This is a genomic window from Nostoc paludosum FACHB-159 (genome assembly GCF_014698835.1).
In the GTDB taxonomy this organism is placed as follows: Bacteria; Cyanobacteriota; Cyanobacteriia; order Cyanobacteriales; family Nostocaceae; genus Nostoc; species Nostoc paludosum.
This window is the reverse complement of sequence record NZ_JACJTU010000087.1, coordinates 1-18,439: the sequence shown is the minus strand read 5'-3', so window position 1 is coordinate 18,439 and position 18,439 is coordinate 1. Positions and strand designations below refer to the sequence as shown.

Below are 18,439 nucleotides of genomic sequence, written 5' to 3'. Positions count from 1 at the left end.
TGGTTCAAGCTTTCTCGGTCTAAATTTTGAGGCAGGTTTTGGTTCATATCTGTGATACTCCCCCTCAAGTGTTCCCTTTGTCAATACTCTGTTACCTGAATCCTTACCAGAAAACATAACATAAAGTTACGAGTCCGCAGTTGATTAATCATCACCCGCGCTACTTCTCTAGGTTTATCAAATTCTATGGTTTTGAGATAATCAATCAGAACTTTGACTAAATCATTTTCATTAATCAAATTCCCTGCCAAACCTTTCTCACCTGTCTGCATAAGATAAGCAACCTGACGCAGCATCGCTTGTTTATCTTTATAATCAATCGTCTTGGGATCTAACCTCTTATCTTCTGTCAAAGCGCGTTCCACATCCCATTGATGTAGCAGTACCCGCGATGCTTGATTATAAAGTTCGGCTCTATCTCTTGGCAGTTCTTGATTTCGATTCAGAATTGCCATCATTGTCAACAACAGCGGATTTCCCGCCAGTTCTGCAATAGCTTTGGAAGCTGCAATTCCTCTTTGCAGCCGTTCCCGTTTTCTCGCTTTTTCTGCTGCATCAGCAAAAGTTAACTCATGCCAACGGTGGATAAAATCCTGAATTTGTTCTGAGTCTAAATCTTGTAATATAAAGTGGCGAAACTCAGCATCACGCAATCGTTGGGGTTTATAGCCAATAATCCGAGAAGTGACAATCACCTGCACATTGGGATAGTCATTAGTAAAGCGATGAATATCAGTAATTACATCTTCTCGCTGACCGGGGTCAAAGACTTCATCTAAACCATCAAACATCACCAATGCATTACCAGCTTTTAATTGTTTATCTAATTCAAGCTGATTGAGATGATGAATTGCACCACTACATTTATCAAAAAATTCCAGAAAATTCTTGCATTCTTTATCTTCCCGTCGCCGCATATAAGTGCGTAACTCAATTAGCAACGGAATCGGTAAATATATAACATTATCCAGTGGTGACTGTGCCCAATTCAAAGCCAGAAATTGCAGCAAAGTAGACTTACCTGAACCAGGATCGCCCAAAATCACAATATATTTATAATCTTGTTTTTTATTGACAACATCTAAAACACAAAGTATCGGCTGTTCAAAATAAACTCGTTTGTGGCGTTCTAACTCTTCTAATTCAATTTCTGCTTCTACTTGGTCGCTTTCTCGCAATCGGCGTAGATGTTCTTTCGGCAGTTCGTGAACTTGTGGTAAAACTTGATGAGCTTCCCGGACATTTTGAGCAGTAAAAATCCGCCATAATTTGAGTTCGTTATAGGCATAGCCGCTAGTATCTAAGCTATCTAATTTAACATTGCCATACCGTTCTAGGATACCTTCTTGATATTTATTTAAATTAAAATCTGGAGTAACACCAGATAGTTGTTTTATATTTGTTTCAATACTAGATAATTTTTGTAATTCTAAGATATGGTGTAATTCTTCGGAATCTAAAAGAAGTTCTTGGACTTGTGTAAAATACTGTTCTGTAATTGATTGCCAGTTAAACTTAGGTGGTAGAGGTTTTAATTGCAGCCTATTCCAACTCTCTTCTAGCTTTTTAGCATCTAGAGATTCACAATTAATATCAAAACCTTTGCCAAGAACTTCTATAACTAATTTATCATTGAGAAATTTCTTGATGTCTTGAGTGTATTCTTTAATTTCAGTTTCACTCAGTTTGCAACGAACCTTTAACTGCTGCTGCACCAGTTGTAAAAATTCCTTTAACGCTTTCCCCGCAGCAATTTCTATATCTTCCTTCTTAAGTTTCTGGAAAATCTTGCCAGGGATGCCTTTTAATAAATCTTTAGCCCAATCTTTAGCAGCATCTTTGGCTAAGTCTTCGAGAATGGGTTTAAAAATTAACCCAGCAGCCTGAGTTACACCCCAAATAGCTAACAAATCCATCATACTCGCGTCTGTTGAGATTTTGATTACGAGTATATACACTAGCTTGAGTTGTTTCCAAATTTCAGAGTTATTACAGAAACGAACCTTAATTTTGTGGTTTTTACAAAGAGTGGGCTGTGCTTAAGGGATAATAAATACATTTGCTTATAAATGCACAGTTATGACTTGCTGCCTTAATCCAGCTTGCCACAACCCGCCCAGTCTTGGCGATCGCACAATTAATTTTTTGCTCCAACTGCGGTACAAGATTGGTAGTGCTGAGAAACCGCTATCACCCGATTAAATCATTAGGAAGGGGAATTTGGTAAAACTTATTTAGCAGAAGATATCAACAAACTAAATGAACGTGAATTCGATGTACAGGATTTTGACCTCACCCCCAACCCCTCTCCTTGAAGGAGCAAAAACCCTAATTTTTTGTTACTCCTCCCTCTCCTCGCAGGAGAGGGAGGTTAGGTGGGTGAGGTCTGTCGAATTCACGTTATTTACGTTCAGTTGACACCAATGGTGTCTGGCCGATCCCACAAGTAGTAGTAATTTATTTCTTAAAAATCCCTTACCCGATGTTATAGGTCAAATTAATCTTGACAATCACATCGTTGTAATCCTTGTCGCCGCCACCAGAGAGATCCTCAAAACCAAAGACATTATCACCTAACATCTTGACGTGCTGAGTCTTGTCAGTATTGGCACCCAAGAAAGTGAAGTAAACTGTCGGGTCATTGCTAGAATTACTGTCTAACAAAGCATCAACTTTACCGTCAACAATCAGGAATGGCACATAAATGCCACCGCCTTTAAAGTTGCCATTGTGGTTGGCTGTACCTTGATTACCTACGGATAAGGCAATATCAGTCATCCGTGACTTGATTGCCGCTTGTACATAACCGGCTTGTCCAGGGAGGATGTCTGCTGTGCCATCACCATTGGTATCAATGCCACCATCCTCATCAGTAACTTCATAGAAACCGACAAAGTTGTTGTAAGATGCTTCCCGGTTGACAATGAAAGTCCCACTAATTAGGCTGTCAGTGCCGAAATCCCGCAAATCCAGGGCTTCGCCTTCTGATTCTCCTTGCAAAGATGTACCGATGGGTAATTGTTCATCAGTTTGTTGAATATTCACTTGCAAGTCATCAAAAACTGAATCGCCACGGGAACCATCTTTCCACCCCAAAGTAAAGCCACCTTCGCTTTGGGAAGTGATTTTTTGGGTGGTTGTGTCTGAGAAGATAATCTGACTTTGAGACTTCAAATAAAAGCGCAGTTGTGTACCACCCTGCAATTGGAGGATGCGGCTGAGGTCTTGTTGATTAAAGCCTGTGGGGTTGTTGGTGATGACTGAGAAGATGATTTTGGCTCTAGAGAGGGCTTTTTCTTGATAACCTGCTGCCCCTGGTGCAATACCGTCGATAGTGCCAAGGCTGTCATCAACGCTGAAGACGCCGAGTTCGTTGACTAATTTGGAACTGCGTCCTTTAATTTTGATTTTAATGTTGACTTTGGTGAACTCGCTGGCGTCGATTTTAAAGATATCATTGGTGCTATTAATTAACTTGGCATCAATCACGGCAGTGGTAGGTGTATCGTCAGCACCAGTAATGTTGACAGCAAACGGCTGGGTAGCACTCAAAGTGCCATCACTAACGCTGAAGGTAAAATTATCAGAGGCATTGGTAGTCAGAGCATTGATGGCAGTCGAATTGGGGGTGTAGGTGTATGCCCCAGTTTGGGTGTCGAGGCTGAGAGTGCCGTAGTTGCTGATGAGGGTGGAAGTGTTGCCAGTGACATTACCACCTGTGATGCCGTAGACAAGGTTTGTATCGATGTCGTCGTCTGCGCCTACAAGGACGCCTGTAATGTCGGTGAAGGTGTCATCAGCAGGGGTGTTTATTAGGTTAGCAGGGGTGACGGCTTGTAAGGTTGGTGGCTGGTTAGCATTGTTAGCAACAGTAATGTTGACGGCAAACGGCTGGGTAGCACTCAAAGTGCCATCACTAACGCTGAAGGTAAAATTATCAGAGGCATTGGTAGTCAGGGCATCGATGGCAGTAGCATTGGGGGTGTAGGTGTATGCCCCAGTTTGGGTGTCGAGGCTGAGAGTGCCGTAGTTGCCGATGAGGGTGGAAGTGTTGCCAGTGACATTACCACCTGTGATGCCGTAGACAAGGTTTGTATCGATGTCGTCGTCTGCGCCTACAAGGACGCCTGTAATATCGGTGAAGGTGTCATCAGCAGGGGTGTTTATCACAGCCAAAGGCTTACCTAATTGCAGAAAAAGTGAATCGGGCGCAACGAGGTAGTTCTATCCTATAGTTGCAAACAATACTTGCAGTTAAGTTTTGCCTTCAGTTGGCTGTATACTTAATAACTCTTACTATTGACAGATGTCAAACATGATGATGTTTAATAAAATCACAGCTTACTAGCGTGAATCTGATAATTTATTCATCAAGATTATCTAGATATATGCCAAGCGATGTCTAACAACAAGTCGCTGGGCGTCTACACAATTTCTTTGCTAACCTTTGAGTGCGTTGTTGAGTTTGTTGAATCTTTTTTTGCGGTGTTGGATAGCGTTTTTCCGATCTATCGTACCAATAAAGCCATTCTCTAATTACACCGTAATAATTGGGGAATAATTGGGGCGATCGCAATTTTCACCACTCCACCACAGTTTCGCTATCACTATGAACCGTTGTTAATGCTTGTCAGAGATATGTGCGTTGGCGCAGCCCGTCGTAGACATCGCTCACTGCACGAATTTTACCAGATTCAATCAGACAGTAGTTTCCAGGCTGGGTAAGGTAGCGATAGAGACACCGTTGGGTTTGAGACTTTTTGGGTTTGAGGGAGCGATCGCTGTATCTTTCTTTATACAGCAAACAATTGGTAACAAGATAGAAACTCTGATTTTATATGGCTTTATTCTTAAAATTTCTACCTTATTTACTTGGAATGTGCTGTATCTCTAGACTCCAGCATTTTTTGATGAATAAGAAAAAATTGAATATATGAAGATATTTAACGAAGTATTTTCAAAAACTACTACACCTGATTACCCTGTGTTCGGACTCTCGGAAAATATTGGCTAGCCGAGAGTTGTGTGTAACATAGTTCCCTACGAGGCTAGAAAAATGGTTATGTTCGATTTAAATCCAAGACAGGCGCTTGGACGGATACTTTCTGCGTCGCTAGTTGGTTTGAGCGTTTCAGTTACTAGTTTGATGTCTTTAGAGGTTGTTCCCAAAGCAGTGCTGGCTGACGCGCCTGCTGCGTCTGTTAATACTAAGGTCAACGTGCCTAGTACAATGAGATATTCGCCCTTTAATACTAACCGTTATTTGAAGCTGCCCCCGAAGTTCTCCATCTCTGTTTACGCTCGCGTTAGAAATGCTCGCTTTATGGCAGTTGCTCCCAATGGGGATCTTTTAGTATCACAGCCAGCTACCGGTAAAGTATTAATTATCCGACCAAATGGCAGCAAAGACCCGATTATTTCTAACTTTGTGGTGGGTCTACGCAAACCCCACGACATTGTGTTTCATAAGATTGACAACATCACATACGTTTACATCTCTGAGACTCATCAAATTAACCGTTTCACCTATACGTATGGAGACCGAATTGCCAAAAATCGTCAAATCGTTGTAACTGGTTTACCAGACAGCAGCACAAGCGAACTCAAAGGTGCATATGGTCACGAATTGAAAAATATCGCACTTGATGGCAACCACAAACTGTACGTGTCCATCGCCTCTACATGCAATGCCTGTGTGTCAGATACTGTCAGTAACCCAAAACGTGGTGCAATTTACCAGTACAACGCTAATGGAACCAATCGACGCCTTTTTGCCCAAGGTTTACGTAATGCCGAAGGATTAGCATTCGTACCTAATACAAATGACCTTTGGGTAGTTGGTAATAATCGAGATAATATCCGCTATCCCTTCAAGGATAATACTGGCAATTACGGTAAGGTGATTCCGTCCTACGTGGACAACCATCCTCCAGAGGTGTTCACACGAGTCCGAGATGGCGGTAACTATGGTTGGCCATTCTGCAATTCCAATCCTGACACGTCAAATGGCTTAAACAATATGCCGTTAGATCTGGACTATCAATACAATTCTGATGGACACGTTAATTGCTATGCAATGGACAAGATCAGCAAGGGTATCCAAGCCCATTCAGCTCCCTTGGGACTAACATTCTTACAAAATACTAGCTTTCTTGGCTCGTACTCAAATGGGGTAGTGGTGGGGCTGCATGGTTCATGGAATCGCCAGAAGAAAACAGGCTACAAAGTAGTTTACTTTCCCTGGAACGCTGCAACAAAGAGTCCAGGGAATCAGATAGATTTAGTCAGCGGTTGGCTAGTTCCGGGAACCGAAGAAATCTGGGGGCGACCGGTAGATATGGCAGTCGATAAGCAAGGTAATTTGTTCATTTCGGATGATTACAGTGGCACCATCTATAAGCTCTCCTACACACCATAACTACAAGCTAAGGTCTACAGTAGCCTTAGTTTGACTGGAGTTTCCTAGTCTTTTCCCACACCTCCAAGAGTATACAAAACCACCTTCGTTGGTTTAAAGATTGTTAGGAATGAGAGTATTAGTTCATTAAGTAAAGAAGCTACCTGTACTGCTTTTGGCTTACAAAAAAACGTCTTATATACCCTTTATCTACAAATGGGCATATAAGGCGCTTTTTTTCAGCTGGCAATTAACTGTCTGGACAACGCTTTCCGGACTGGGTAGGGTGCTGATATATACACCGTTGGGTTTGAGGACATTTTTGGTTTGAGAGAGCGATCGCTTACCCACTGCATCAAGAATAATATCGTATTGCCTTGTATCTGCGGTAAAATCTTGCTGCGTATAATCAACCACGCGGTCTGCTCCCAAGGATTTCACCAAATCCAAGTTTTTAGAACTGCTAACTCCCGTCACTACTGCCCCTAAAGCCTTAGCAATTTGTACTGCAAAACTCGTGTTGGGTTTCACTTCGTTCAACCCAACCTACGCATCTGTTTCATTTTTTTCTGGAATTAGTATTAGCAGCACAAAAAGCAGAATCAAAAATTGCAGTTGAAATCAAAAGTTTTACTGGCAGATCGGATATTGATGATTTAGAAAAAGCCTTGGGTCAGTATATTTTATATCAGGATATATTGGTGGAATTAGAGCCAGAGCGATTGCTATATCTGGCAATACCTAATACGGTTTTTGATGATTTATTTGAAGAATCAATCGGCAAGCTCTTACTAAGAAATCGCCGTTTAAAGTTGATTACATTCGAGCCAAAACAAGAGGTTATAAAACAATGGATTGTACCCAATTAGACCAGTACCGCCAGGTAATTGAAACTGTTATCAGTGAATATGCCTCAATTCCTTATTCTTATGCAGATATTCAATCAGAAGTAGTATTCGATCGCACCTGCGTTGGCGCAGCCTCTCCGCAGGAGACTCGCTATTTGTGGATGGATGTAGGTTGGGATGGCGAACGTCGCGTTCACGGCTGTCTAGTTCATATTGACCTGATTGATGGCAAAATCTGGATTCAACGAGATGGCACAGAAGAAGGTATCGCCGCTGATTTAGAACGGGCTGGAATTCCTAAAGAACATATTGTTTTGGGGTTTCGTCCGCCGGAATTAAGACCTTACACAGGCTATGCAATTACTTGAGAAGCAATGCAAAAGTTTGTAGCGAACAATTAAGAAAATTTATTGCGATCGCCAAGTCATGTTAGATTGAAGTAGATTGTTTCCTCGAAACACAAAATTCACTAGCAGTAACAACAACTTTCCTCCCATCTCCTCATACGTCGGAATAAAAAAAACGAGGAAAAAGTTAAATTTTTTGAAAAATATGTGCATCAAGACATCCATTTTGACGAGCCTCTATGCCTTACCAGCTAAAAGTTAGAAGTCTAATTGAATATCATTGCCAAAGTAAAAATTAAAAAAATATGAATTGCATTTTTAGCTGAAAAAAAATGATATGTTGGATACAGAATTGAATTTCGCACGTATCTGGAGTAGTACGACATAGCCTGCTCCAGTTTTTCCCCCAAATCCCTTGCCATTTGTTGCTTTTGGCTGGATTTGAGGGCAATCTGAGTACACATTTAAATAACCAAAATCCAGTTTCAAGTGAATGAAAATCCTTGCTGGAAGCGAGTTTTGACTGAGTACAAATAAATCCTGAACCCCCATCTCTAAACACTAGAACCCCAACCAAAAAATACTAGAACCCCTACCCGAAAAAATTTTTTTTAATTCTTGTAACGCTCAAAGAATTAGGGTTTTTCCTATTTGAGTACAAGCTTAATAAATCCAATAAATTCTATCCTAGATAGACGCGCCGCCTTGGTCAAATACGGCTGATATAAATCTTATATCGCCAATTACTTAACGCTCCTACACAAAAACGAAGCGAAGAGTAAGTGGAGGGATGACATAGCACCGTGCCCCAAATGAATAGAAGTCGTGGCTCAACGCACAAATTCTCCCAAGAACCCAACGTTGACACACACCAGCCCAAATCAAAGCCCAAAATCAAATATCTACCGCCTGCCCTACTTGATAACAAGTCAGGCAGCGTGCAAGCCACGACTTCAATTTCCGGGCATAGAGAGTAGCCACTGCATCTCCCACAGTGGCAGCCAAGTCCACCGATCCTTTTGCGAAATTCAATGACACCATCGTCTACAAGACTCGTCACCTCCAACGCTACGGACTCGACAACAACCCAAGCAAAATCCGGTGGTTGCGGCTGCGATAGCAGTACCACCGTGGAAATGGACGAAAAACTCCAAGAACGCATTGCCAAACATCCCTGCTACAGCGAAGACGCCCATCACCACTACGCGCGGATGCACGTTGCAGTTGCTCCCGCCTGTAACATTCAATGTAACTATTGCAACCGCAAATATGACTGTGCTAACGAAAGCCGTCCTGGAGTAGTTAGCGAGTTGCTCACACCAGAAGAAGCAGCACACAAAGCCTTGGTAATTGGAGGCAAGATTCCTCAAATGACAGTTGTGGGAATAGCCGGCCCTGGCGACCCACTAGCGAACCCAGACAAGACATTCCGCACATTTGAGTTGATTGCCGAGCAAGCACCAGACATCAAACTTTGTTTATCTACCAATGGTTTAATGCTGCCCGACTACATCGATCGCATTAAACAATTAAATATAGATCACGTCACGATCACCATTAACATGGTAGATCCAGAGATTGGTGCTAAGATTTATCCTTGGGTTCACTACAAGCGCAGACGTTACAGAGGTATTGAAGGCGCAAGAATTCTCCACGAAAGACAGATGGAAGGATTGCAAGCCCTCAAAGAAGCTGACATCTTGTGTAAAGTCAACTCTGTGATGATTCCCGGAATCAATGACCATCACCTAGTTGAAGTGAATCGAGTCATTCGTGAAAAAGGTGCATTCTTGCACAACATCATGCCATTGATTTCTGCACCAGAACATGGCACACACTTTGGTTTAACCGGTCAACGCGGCCCCACACCCAAAGAACTTAAAGAACTCCAAGACAACTGCTCTGGTAACATGAAAATGATGCGTCACTGTCGCCAGTGTCGCGCCGATGCAGTCGGATTACTAGGAGAAGACCGCAGCCAGGAATTTTCCAAAGATAAATTCTTGGAAATGACTCCAGAATATGACGTAGAACAACGCGCTAGCGTTCATGAAGGAATTGAGAAGTTTAAAGAAGAAATTAAAGTAGCCAAAGAGAAGGCGCTAGCCGGCAAGAAATTTGCCAACAAACCCAAAGTCTTAGTTGCAGTAGCAACCAAAGGCGGCGGTTTAGTTAACCAGCACTTCGGCCATGCTAAGGAATTCCAAATTTACGAAGTGGATGGTAATGAAGTTCGCTTTATTAGTCATCGCAAAATCGACCAATATTGCCAAGGTGGATACGGCGAAGAGGCTTCCTTCGAGTATATTATGAAGGCGATCGCAGATTGCAAAGCAGTTTTAGTTTCCAAAATTGGTAACTGTCCCAAAGAAAAATTGCAAGAAGCCGGTATACAGACTGTTGAAGCTTACGACGTAATTGAGAAGGTTGCTTTGGAGTTTTACGAACAATGGAGTAGGGAATAGGGCATAGCGCATGGGGCATAGGGAATAGCACAAGAATTCCAATACCCAATGCCCAATGCCCGATGCCCAATGCCCCATTACTTAAAAAGGAGAATAATCATGGCTTACAAAATTACTAGCCAATGTATTTCCTGCGATTTGTGTCTGTCTGTATGCCCTACCGGTGCAATCAAAATAGTTGATGGTAATCGCTGGATCGATCCCGAACTTTGCACAAACTGTACTGGTAGCATTCATACAGTACCTCAATGTAAAGCTGGTTGTCCCACCTGTGACGGTTGCGTGAAACAGCCTGCTGATTATTGGGAAGGCTGGTTTGCTAATTACAACCGTGTACTTGGAAAATTAACTAATAAAGAAGATTACTGGGAACGTTGGTTTAAATGTTATTCACAGAAATACTCTGAGCAGTTACAAAAACGTCAATCCCGAACAATGGGAGTAGAAGCCTAATAAGATAATTCGTAATTCGTAATGACGCTCCTTCGTCGCTAACGCTTCGCTAACGTAATTCGTAATGGAAAATTAAACTCAAAAATTACGAATTGATGAAGGTTAAAAAATTACGAATTGCTGAAGCTTAAAAGTAAAGGGCAATCGACTAAAGGAATCTTGTACAGACAAAGGTTCATCGCGTCTCCTAACTAAATTATTCTGATATCAAAATTACAAACAATGCAAAAGAACTGCATCTATCTCGATAATAATGCTACTACCAAAGTAGACCCACAAGTTGTAGAGGCAATGCTGCCTTACCTGACGGACTTTTACGGCAATCCCTCTAGTATGCATACTTTTGGCGGGCAACTTGCCAAAGGCGTGAAAACAGCCAGAGAACAACTTGCAGCTTTATTGGGAGCTGATGAGTCAGAAATTGTCTACACCAGTTGCGGAACTGAGGGAGATAACGCCGCGATTCGCGCTGCATTGTTAGCGCAGCCAGAAAAGCGACACATCATCACTACCCAAGTCGAACATCCAGCAGTACTGAATGTCTGCAAACAATTAGAAACCCAAGGTTATAATGTTACCTACCTTTCGGTAAACGATCGAGGGCAGTTAGATCTTAATGAGCTAGAAGCCTCGTTGACTGGTAACACTGCGTTGGTGTCAATTATGTACGCCAACAACGAAACCGGTACGGTTTTCCCAATTGAGCAGATTGGGTTACGAGTAAAAGAGCATGGCGCTCTGTTCCACGTTGATGCGGTGCAAGCAGTGGGTAAAATTCCCATGAACATGAAGAATAGCACCGTTGATATGTTAACCCTGTCTGGTCACAAGCTGCACGCACCCAAAGGAATTGGTGCTTTGTATGTGCGACGTGGGGTGAGATTCCGTCCTTTGCTGCTTGGCGGACACCAAGAACGCGGACGTAGGGCGGGAACAGAGAACGTTCCGGGAATTATCGGCTTGGGCAAAGCTGCGGAACTAGAACTGTTACACATGGAAGAGGCGACAAAAAGAGAAAGAAGGCTGCGCGATCGCCTAGAACAAACTTTACTCGCCACCATTCCCGATTGTGTGGTTAACGGTGACCCTACGCAGAGATTACCCAATACAACCAATATCGGCTTCAAGTACATTGAAGGTGAAGCAATTCTACTGTTGTTAAATAAATACGGTATCTGTGCATCATCTGGTTCTGCCTGTACCTCTGGTTCGCTGGAACCTTCCCACGTACTCCGGGCAATGGGCTTACCCTACACCACCTTGCATGGTTCCATCCGATTCAGCCTTTCTCGCTACACCACTGAAGCTGAAATCGACCAAGTTATAGAAGTCATGCCCGGTATTGTAGAACGTTTACGTGCCCTCTCACCCTTCAAAAGTGACGACGCAGGTTGGTTGCAAGGACAAGAACAAGCACTGGCACATCGTTAGGAACTGGGGACTAGGGACTGGTGACTGGCGACTGGGGATTAGGGAAGAATTATTCCAATACCCAATACCCAGTAGCCAATCCCCAATTCCCAATCCTCCAATCTAAAATCCAAAATCTAAAATCTAAAATCACTCATGTGGGACTACACAGATAAAGTATTAGAACTGTTTTACAATCCCCAAAACCAGGGAGAAATTGAAGAAGTCAGCGAACCTGGTGTTAAGGTTGCAACGGGCGAAGTCGGTAGCATTGCTTGTGGTGATGCTCTGAGATTGCACCTCAAGGTTGAGGTAGAATCTGATAAGATTCTTGATGCTAGGTTTCAAACCTTTGGCTGTACAAGTGCGATCGCTTCTTCTAGTGCATTAACCGAAATGGTTAAAGGTTTGACTTTAGATGAAGCTTTGAAAGTGTCCAACAAAGACATTGCAGATTACTTGGGTGGTTTACCAGAAGCTAAGATGCACTGTTCTGTTATGGGACAAGAAGCTTTAGAAGCAGCAATTTATAATTATCGTGGCATTCCTTTAGATAGCCACGATGATGATGATGAAGGCGCATTAGTTTGTAGTTGTTTTGGTATTAGCGAATCTAAGATTCGTCGCGTGATTTTAGAAAATAATCTCACTGATGCCGAACAAGTAACAAATTATGTAAAAGCTGGTGGCGGATGCGGTTCCTGTCTAGCAAATATTGATGATATTATTAAATCAGTAAGACAGGAAGCAATCGCACCGGATCTCAACAATTACGGCGTCAAAGTTGCCACAGAAATTGTTACTTCTAAAGAGCGATCGCTAACCAACGTCCAAAAGATTGCCCTCATTCAAAAAGTTCTTGACGAAGAAGTTAGACCCGTTCTGATTGCAGACGGAGGGGATGTAGAACTGTATGATGTAGAAGGCGATCGCGTGAAAGTTATTCTGCAAGGCGCTTGTGGTTCTTGTTCTAGTAGCACAGCAACTTTAAAAATTGCGATCGAAGCCAGATTACAAGATCGTGTCAGCAAAAACCTTGTAGTCGAAGCAGTTTAGGAATTTCTGTAGAGCTTACGTACTCTACAAATACGCCCGAATAAGCATCAGCTAAGAACAGAAAGTAGGATTTGAATTGAATAATTGTCTCCACTCAATGTTTCATACCAATTCGTCAAAAGAAAGTTCCAGATTGAAATCAGCAAATCTAAATCAAATCTGACTTTCTTAATTACGAATTACGAATTACGAATTACGAATTGGTATTAGTCCTACTTACAACACACAGACAGCATATAGGCGAAAGTATAAATCGCCTAATTGCAAATTCCGTCATTCAACTCGCTTCAAAGGAGACAAACATGAGTACACTGTACGAAAAAATTGGCGGAAAACCTACTATTGAGAAAGTAGTAGATGAGCTTCACAAACGTATTCTTGCAGATAACACCCTGAAGCCTTTTTTCGCTAATACAGATATGGTAAAGCAACGTAATCATCAGATTACTTTCTTCTCTCAAATATTTGAAGGCCCAAAGGAATACAGTGGTCGTCCAATGGACAAAACCCACGCAGGTATGGCGCTACAGCAACCACACTTCGATGCGATCGCCAAATACCTGAGTGAATCAATGACTGTGGCTGGAGTATCCGCAGATGATACAAAAGCTGCACTAGATCGAGTCTCGAATTTGAAACCCGCTATTTTGAACAAGTAATCGGATTTAGACATTAGTTGTTGACGAATATTTAAGTCAATTCCTACTAATTCCTCCAAGCTGAAACACATTACGACGTATTTGTAAATTGCGTAATTTCTTAGTCATTAGTCAAATGACTAATGACTAGGACAAATAGCAAATTACCAAAAGAAAACAAATTTAACCGGGAAATATATGCAGTTACTTATCTATGTTTTTACTGTGGAGCGATCGCCACCAGCGATGTTCTACAGACCCTCACAGCCATTGCTCCTACAGGCGTGAGATCCTCAAACAAACGCAAAGACCCACCAACCAACCAATTGCAGGAAAACAAGAACAATGACTGACGAAAACATTAGACAGATAGCTTTCTACGGTAAAGGCGGTATCGGTAAGTCCACCACATCTCAAAACACCATCGCCGCTATGGCAGAAATGGGTCAGCGCGTTTTGATTGTAGGATGCGACCCCAAAGCTGACTCTACCCGTTTGATGCTGCACGCTAAAGCTCAAACCACAGTGCTGCACTTAGCAGCAGAAAGAGGTGCAGTAGAAGATTTAGAACTCGAAGAAGTAATGCTCACCGGTTTCCGTGGTGTGCGTTGCGTGGAATCTGGTGGTCCAGAACCAGGTGTAGGTTGCGCTGGTCGTGGTATTATCACAGCCATCAACTTCTTGGAAGAAAACGGTGCTTACCAAGACCTAGACTTCGTATCTTACGACGTATTAGGTGACGTTGTGTGCGGTGGTTTCGCTATGCCTATTCGTGAAGGTAAAGCACAAGAAATCTACATCGTTACCTCCGGTGAAATGATGGCGATGTACGCTGCTAACAACATCGCTCGTGGTATTCTTAAGTACGCTCACTCCGGCGGCGTGCGTTTGGGTGGTTTGATTTGTAACAGCCGTAAAGTTGACCGGGAAATCGAATTGATCGAAACCTTGGCTGAACGTTTGAACACTCAAATGATTCACTTCGTACCCCGCGACAACATCGTGCAACACGCAGAATTGCGCCGGATGACCGTTAACGAATACGCACCCGACAGCAATCAAGGTAACGAATACCGTGCATTAGCTAAGAAGATCATCAACAACACCAAGCTCACCATCCCCACACCAATGGAAATGGATGAACTGGAAGCTCTGTTGATTGAATACGGTATTCTTGATGACGATACCAAGCACGCAGACATCATCGGTAAAACTGCTGCTGAAGCACCTGTTAAGTAAGCTGTGATGTAGAAAAAGGAAAAGGAAAAAATTGCATAATTTACCTTTTACCTTCTTTCTAACGATTACCTGTATCCCCCAAGGGGGCTGCAAGTCCCCAACACTACAGGGGACGATGCTCCCCTTCCCTATCCCCGTTCCTTAGGAGCAAGAGAGGCAAAAATGACTCCTCCAGAAAATCAAAACATCATCGAAGAAAGAAAAGAACTAATTAAGGAAGTACTAAGCGCTTATCCCGAAAAAGCAGCGAAAAAACGGGAAAAGCACCTAAATGTATACGAAGAAGGTAAGAGCGATTGCGGCGTTAAGTCTAACATCAAATCTCTTCCTGGTGTAATGACTGCTCGTGGTTGTGCTTACGCCGGTTCTAAAGGTGTGGTTTGGGGTCCTATTAAGGACATGATCCACATCAGCCACGGGCCTGTAGGTTGCGGTTACTGGTCTTGGTCTGGTCGTCGTAACTACTACATCGGCACCACAGGTGTAGACACCTTTGGTACCATGCACTTCACCTCTGACTTCCAAGAACGCGATATCGTGTTCGGTGGTGACAAAAAACTGGTCAAGCTGATCCAAGAATTGGAAGTACTCTTCCCCCTCAACCGTGGTGTTTCTATTCAATCTGAATGTCCCATCGGTCTAATCGGGGATGACATCGAAGCAGTAGCTCGGAAAACATCGAAAGAGATCAACAAGCCTGTTGTTCCCGTTCGTTGCGAAGGTTTCCGGGGTGTTTCTCAGTCCTTGGGTCACCACATCGCTAACGACATGGTGCGTGACTGGGTGTTCACCAGAGCCGACCAAGCCAAGAAAGATGGCACACTCAAGTTTGAGTCTACTCCTTACGACGTAGCAATTATCGGTGACTACAACATCGGTGGTGATGCTTGGGCTAGCCGGATTCTGTTAGAAGAACTGGGCTTGCGCGTAGTTGCTCAGTGGTCTGGTGATGGTACTATCAACGAAATGTTGATGACACCGAACGTGAAGATGAACTTGATTCACTGCTACCGTTCGATGAACTACATCAGCCGTCACATGGAAGAAGCTTATGGTATTCCCTGGTTAGAATACAACTTCTTCGGCCCCACCAAGATTGCTGAATCTTTACGGGAAATCGCTTCTAAGTTTGACTCCAAGATCCAAGAAAACGCTGAGAAGATCATCGCTAAGTATCAGCCCACAATGGATGCGATCGTTAACAAGTATCGCCCCCGTTTGGAAGGTAAGACCGTTGCGATGATGGTTGGTGGTTTGCGTCCTCGCCACGTTGTACCCGCTTTCCAAGATTTGGGTATGAAGATGGTTGGTACAGGTTATGAGTTCGCTCACAACGACGACTACAAACGTACCACTCACTACATCGAAAATGGCACCATCGTTTACGATGACGTAACAGCTTACGAATTCGAGGAATTTGTCAAAGCACTCAAGCCAGATTTAATTGCTTCTGGTGTGAAAGAGAAGTACGTCTTCCAAAAGATGGGTCTACCCTTCCGTCAAATGCACTCTTGGGATTACTCCGAGCCTAGCAATAGCTCTTACAATTCAGGTAATGCAAGCTTTTTGAGTCGTCGAAGGAAAAAGAGACTATTTCTAGCTTAAATGCGATTTGTAATGTTCGCCAATAACAATGTTTATTTTAAACTACATATAATATAACTCTCATCGAGTCTAGTTTTTAGATTTTGCTTAAATTTAGATAGGATAAAAACTGTTAATAAAAAAACTTTTTGAATTGAGATTTTATTAGACTAAATATAGCGTAGCGACTAAATTGAGCAGCAGATAAAATTTGTCCGTTTGCTCGATAAAGTGTTGGTCTGCTAAACTGAAGCGATTGGACACACAAAAGATGGGTGAATAACGTCTGGAGGTTACCTTGAGCATTATACAAACTGCAACTGAAAAAATGCGATCGCTGCCGCCAGAAAAGCAAAAACAGGTCTTAGATTTTATTGAGTTTCTGCAAAGTCAGCTAGCAAAAGAAAATACAAATATTGAGCAAATTGAGCCTATTTCATTTTTGGCAGGAGCTCAACAATTTGCTGGTTGTGTTGATGGTGGCCCCGGTGATTTAGCGACGAACAAACAATATCTTGAAGGTTTAGGAACTGAATGAAACAGCGAGTCATCATCGATACAGGGCCTTTAGTAGCTTTTATTAATCGCAGAGAGCATCTTCATACCTGGGTAATTAACACGTTAGCTACAATTGAGCAGCCTTTACTCACTTGTGAGGCTGTGATTGTAGAGACTTGTTTTTTGTTGCGAAATATTTATGGCGGTCAGGAAACTGTGATGTCTTTACTGGCTGAGGGAAATATATTAATTTCGATGTGTTTGAGTGAAGAAGCAGGAGTTGTTAAAGAACTGTTACGGCAATATGAGTCAGTTCCAATGTCATTAGCAGATGCGTGTTTGGTGAGAATGACACAACTGTATCCTGAAAGCGAGTTACTAACATTTGATAGCGATTTTAGAATTTATCGAAAGAATCGTAATCAATTAATTTCTGTGATTATGCCAGAGGATTTTTAAGAACAGAGTTAAGAACTGCAAGCGCTCTTCAACATCATAATAATGCAAGATTTTTGGCGGCGGGAGAAAAAAGGCGCTATTTCAGTTACTTCATAACCGCAGAAGTCAGCGACGGCAGATCAGCTTCAACACATAGCAAAAGTTTGAATCGGCTATCTACCGCACTGAAGTGTTACGCTGCTGTTACACTAGCCTCTCAATTAAGTTGTGTATAAAATAACTCTATCCATCTGAGTTAAACATTAAAGTAATTGAGAAAACTCCAACAGCAATAATAAGTGTGACTTGAGTAGCTTTTACGATAATAAACCATGTAGTTGCTAGGACAAGTACACAAAGTAGAAATAGAATTACGAACAAATGCCAGCCCTTTGCAAGAATACTGGATTCAGTAGCAATTTGATTTGCTGATTCAGATATCCAGTTCCAAACTCCTTTCACAGGAGCTGCTGCAATATTACCCAATGCCTCCATAGTTTGCTTCTCTCAACAAAAATATTCAAGCTAATCCTATCCTCCCTAAACTCTTGAATCTAACCGAAAGACTACCGATTATATACTTGTCAATTCCGAATTGATTACGTCAGTACCGGAAAAACCGCAGTCGTATGGGAGCATCTAATTAGAGACGATGTTGATTTTGCCAATCATTGTGATTACATTCACTATAATCCTGTACGGTATCAATTCAATTCTGTGAATTACCAGAACAATGGGCTTTTTCGAGTGTTCATCGTTTTATCCAGCAGAACATTTACTCGTTAGATTGGGGTAGCAGTGGTGAGGTTCAACCTGTGTCTGATATTTGGGATGTTTGAAATGATGGTGCGTTGCGCTTCGCGACAACACACCCTACTGAATTACGCACGATGAAGGGATGCGATCGCATTAAATCGTCCAGTCCTCAATAGACATCTCCAAAATAGTATGTTTTGTGATAAAAGAACATCATGAGAAGTTTTTTGACACTAAAATATGAGTAATATACTGAATCACATTGAGGAGAATCCGAAAGAAACAAAGCGGTTAATTGGTATGGAGTATG

At 42.4% G+C, this 18,439-nt stretch carries 17 protein-coding genes and 2 pseudogenes; 15 read left to right on the top strand and 4 right to left on the bottom strand.

Going from position 1 to position 18,439, the window contains the following annotated elements; translation table 11 throughout:
* Window positions 1-107 precede the first annotated feature (107 nt).
* Window positions 108-1,919: pseudogene (locus H6H03_RS36950) on the bottom strand (NACHT domain-containing protein); the annotation flags it as partial.
* Window positions 1,920-2,079: 160 nt separating this feature from the next.
* Here H6H03_RS36950 and H6H03_RS41660 point away from each other — a divergent pair.
* Window positions 2,080-2,202, top strand: a complete 123-nt coding sequence (locus tag H6H03_RS41660) for a hypothetical protein (RefSeq protein ID WP_277926231.1) — start codon at window positions 2,080-2,082, stop codon at window positions 2,200-2,202.
* Between the two features lie 273 nt (window positions 2,203-2,475).
* On the opposite strand, the gene H6H03_RS41910 is transcribed toward H6H03_RS41660, so the two are convergent.
* Window positions 2,476-4,170 (bottom strand): DUF4114 domain-containing protein, encoded by a 1,695-nt coding sequence (locus tag H6H03_RS41910; RefSeq protein ID WP_190959975.1) that lies wholly within the window; start codon window positions 4,168-4,170, stop codon window positions 2,476-2,478.
* Window positions 4,171-4,645: 475 nt separating this feature from the next.
* Here H6H03_RS41910 and H6H03_RS36935 point away from each other — a divergent pair, with 475 nt between their 5' ends.
* Both H6H03_RS36935 and H6H03_RS36930 read left to right on the top strand, forming a co-directional pair.
* The gene (locus H6H03_RS36935; protein WP_190959974.1) at window positions 4,646-4,894 is read left to right on the top strand and encodes a hypothetical protein; all 249 of its coding nucleotides are present in this window, start codon (window positions 4,646-4,648) and stop codon (window positions 4,892-4,894) included.
* Window positions 4,895-5,062: 168 nt separating this feature from the next.
* Window positions 5,063-6,418 (top strand): PQQ-dependent sugar dehydrogenase, encoded by a 1,356-nt coding sequence (locus H6H03_RS36930; protein WP_199339222.1) that lies wholly within the window; start codon window positions 5,063-5,065, stop codon window positions 6,416-6,418.
* A 231-nt stretch (window positions 6,419-6,649) separates the two neighbouring features.
* On the opposite strand, the pseudogene H6H03_RS36925 reads toward H6H03_RS36930, so the two are convergent.
* Window positions 6,650-6,910: pseudogene (locus tag H6H03_RS36925) on the bottom strand (zinc-binding dehydrogenase); the annotation flags it as partial.
* Between H6H03_RS36925 and H6H03_RS42175 the strand changes: the two are divergent.
* The 12 genes from H6H03_RS42175 to H6H03_RS36865 all read left to right on the top strand — a co-directional run bounded on the left by H6H03_RS42175 (window position 6,904) and on the right by H6H03_RS36865 (window position 17,394).
* Complete coding sequence (locus tag H6H03_RS42175; RefSeq protein ID WP_190959976.1) at window positions 6,904-7,266, top strand: element excision factor XisH family protein; 363 nt, start codon at window positions 6,904-6,906, stop codon at window positions 7,264-7,266. The pseudogene H6H03_RS36925 and the gene H6H03_RS42175 sit on opposite strands and share 7 nt — an antisense overlap.
* A complete protein-coding gene (locus tag H6H03_RS36915; RefSeq protein ID WP_190959971.1) occupies window positions 7,248-7,613 on the top strand; it encodes a XisI protein in 366 nt (121 codons plus the stop codon). Before H6H03_RS42175 ends, H6H03_RS36915 begins: the two co-directional genes overlap by 19 nt.
* 1,010 nt (window positions 7,614-8,623) lie before the next feature.
* Window positions 8,624-10,057: a nitrogenase cofactor biosynthesis protein NifB gene (gene nifB / locus H6H03_RS36910; protein ID WP_190959970.1), complete on the top strand. Its 1,434-nt coding sequence runs from the start codon at window positions 8,624-8,626 to the stop codon at window positions 10,055-10,057.
* 99 nt (window positions 10,058-10,156) lie between these two features.
* Window positions 10,157-10,510 (top strand): DUF362 domain-containing protein, encoded by a 354-nt coding sequence (locus H6H03_RS36905; RefSeq protein ID WP_190959969.1) that lies wholly within the window; start codon window positions 10,157-10,159, stop codon window positions 10,508-10,510.
* A 222-nt stretch (window positions 10,511-10,732) separates the two neighbouring features.
* Complete coding sequence (nifS, locus tag H6H03_RS36900; RefSeq protein ID WP_190959968.1) at window positions 10,733-11,941, top strand: cysteine desulfurase NifS; 1,209 nt, start codon at window positions 10,733-10,735, stop codon at window positions 11,939-11,941.
* A gap of 135 nt (window positions 11,942-12,076) precedes the next feature.
* The gene (gene nifU, locus H6H03_RS36895; RefSeq protein ID WP_185563667.1) at window positions 12,077-12,976 is read left to right on the top strand and encodes a Fe-S cluster assembly protein NifU; all 900 of its coding nucleotides are present in this window, start codon (window positions 12,077-12,079) and stop codon (window positions 12,974-12,976) included.
* 302 nt (window positions 12,977-13,278) lie between these two features.
* A complete protein-coding gene (locus H6H03_RS36890) occupies window positions 13,279-13,635 on the top strand; it encodes a group I truncated hemoglobin (RefSeq protein WP_190959967.1) in 357 nt (118 codons plus the stop codon).
* A gap of 122 nt (window positions 13,636-13,757) precedes the next feature.
* Window positions 13,758-13,967: a hypothetical protein gene (locus H6H03_RS36885; RefSeq protein WP_190959966.1), complete on the top strand. Its 210-nt coding sequence runs from the start codon at window positions 13,758-13,760 to the stop codon at window positions 13,965-13,967.
* Window positions 13,960-14,853, top strand: coding sequence for a nitrogenase iron protein (gene nifH, locus H6H03_RS36880; protein WP_190959965.1), 894 nt, complete (start codon window positions 13,960-13,962; stop codon window positions 14,851-14,853). The genes H6H03_RS36885 and nifH overlap by 8 nt, the downstream gene beginning before the upstream one ends.
* Window positions 14,854-15,015: 162 nt before the next feature.
* Window positions 15,016-16,458, top strand: coding sequence for a nitrogenase molybdenum-iron protein alpha chain (gene nifD, locus H6H03_RS36875; RefSeq protein WP_190959964.1), 1,443 nt, complete (start codon window positions 15,016-15,018; stop codon window positions 16,456-16,458).
* A 277-nt stretch (window positions 16,459-16,735) separates the two neighbouring features.
* A complete protein-coding gene (locus H6H03_RS36870; RefSeq protein ID WP_190959963.1) occupies window positions 16,736-16,975 on the top strand; it encodes a DUF2281 domain-containing protein in 240 nt (79 codons plus the stop codon).
* Window positions 16,972-17,394: a type II toxin-antitoxin system VapC family toxin gene (locus H6H03_RS36865; RefSeq protein WP_190959962.1), complete on the top strand. Its 423-nt coding sequence runs from the start codon at window positions 16,972-16,974 to the stop codon at window positions 17,392-17,394. Before H6H03_RS36870 ends, H6H03_RS36865 begins: the two co-directional genes overlap by 4 nt.
* Before the next feature lie 222 nt (window positions 17,395-17,616).
* Here the strand turns inward: H6H03_RS36865 and H6H03_RS36860 are convergent, their stop codons facing one another.
* On the bottom strand, window positions 17,617-17,868 hold the full coding sequence (locus H6H03_RS36860; RefSeq protein ID WP_190959961.1) for a hypothetical protein: 252 nt from the start codon (window positions 17,866-17,868) through the stop codon (window positions 17,617-17,619).
* Between the last annotated feature and the right edge of the window lie 571 nt (window positions 17,869-18,439).

Coding starts and splice junctions, on each gene's coding strand:
- H6H03_RS41660 (WP_277926231.1), top strand. CDS start 2,080: ATGACTTGCTGCCTTAATCCAGCTTGCCACAACCCGCCCAGTCTTGGC.
- H6H03_RS36930 (WP_199339222.1), top strand. CDS start 5,063: ATGTTCGATTTAAATCCAAGACAGGCGCTTGGACGGATACTTTCTGCG.
- H6H03_RS36915 (WP_190959971.1), top strand. CDS start 7,248: ATGGATTGTACCCAATTAGACCAGTACCGCCAGGTAATTGAAACTGTT.
- nifB (WP_190959970.1), top strand. CDS start 8,624: ATGACACCATCGTCTACAAGACTCGTCACCTCCAACGCTACGGACTCG.
- H6H03_RS36905 (WP_190959969.1), top strand. CDS start 10,157: ATGGCTTACAAAATTACTAGCCAATGTATTTCCTGCGATTTGTGTCTG.
- nifS (WP_190959968.1), top strand. CDS start 10,733: ATGCAAAAGAACTGCATCTATCTCGATAATAATGCTACTACCAAAGTA.
- nifU (WP_185563667.1), top strand. CDS start 12,077: ATGTGGGACTACACAGATAAAGTATTAGAACTGTTTTACAATCCCCAA.
- H6H03_RS36890 (WP_190959967.1), top strand. CDS start 13,279: ATGAGTACACTGTACGAAAAAATTGGCGGAAAACCTACTATTGAGAAA.
- H6H03_RS36885 (WP_190959966.1), top strand. CDS start 13,758: ATGACTAGGACAAATAGCAAATTACCAAAAGAAAACAAATTTAACCGG.
- nifH (WP_190959965.1), top strand. CDS start 13,960: ATGACTGACGAAAACATTAGACAGATAGCTTTCTACGGTAAAGGCGGT.
- nifD (WP_190959964.1), top strand. CDS start 15,016: ATGACTCCTCCAGAAAATCAAAACATCATCGAAGAAAGAAAAGAACTA.
- H6H03_RS36865 (WP_190959962.1), top strand. CDS start 16,972: ATGAAACAGCGAGTCATCATCGATACAGGGCCTTTAGTAGCTTTTATT.
- H6H03_RS36860 (WP_190959961.1), bottom strand. CDS start 17,868: ATGGAGGCATTGGGTAATATTGCAGCAGCTCCTGTGAAAGGAGTTTGG.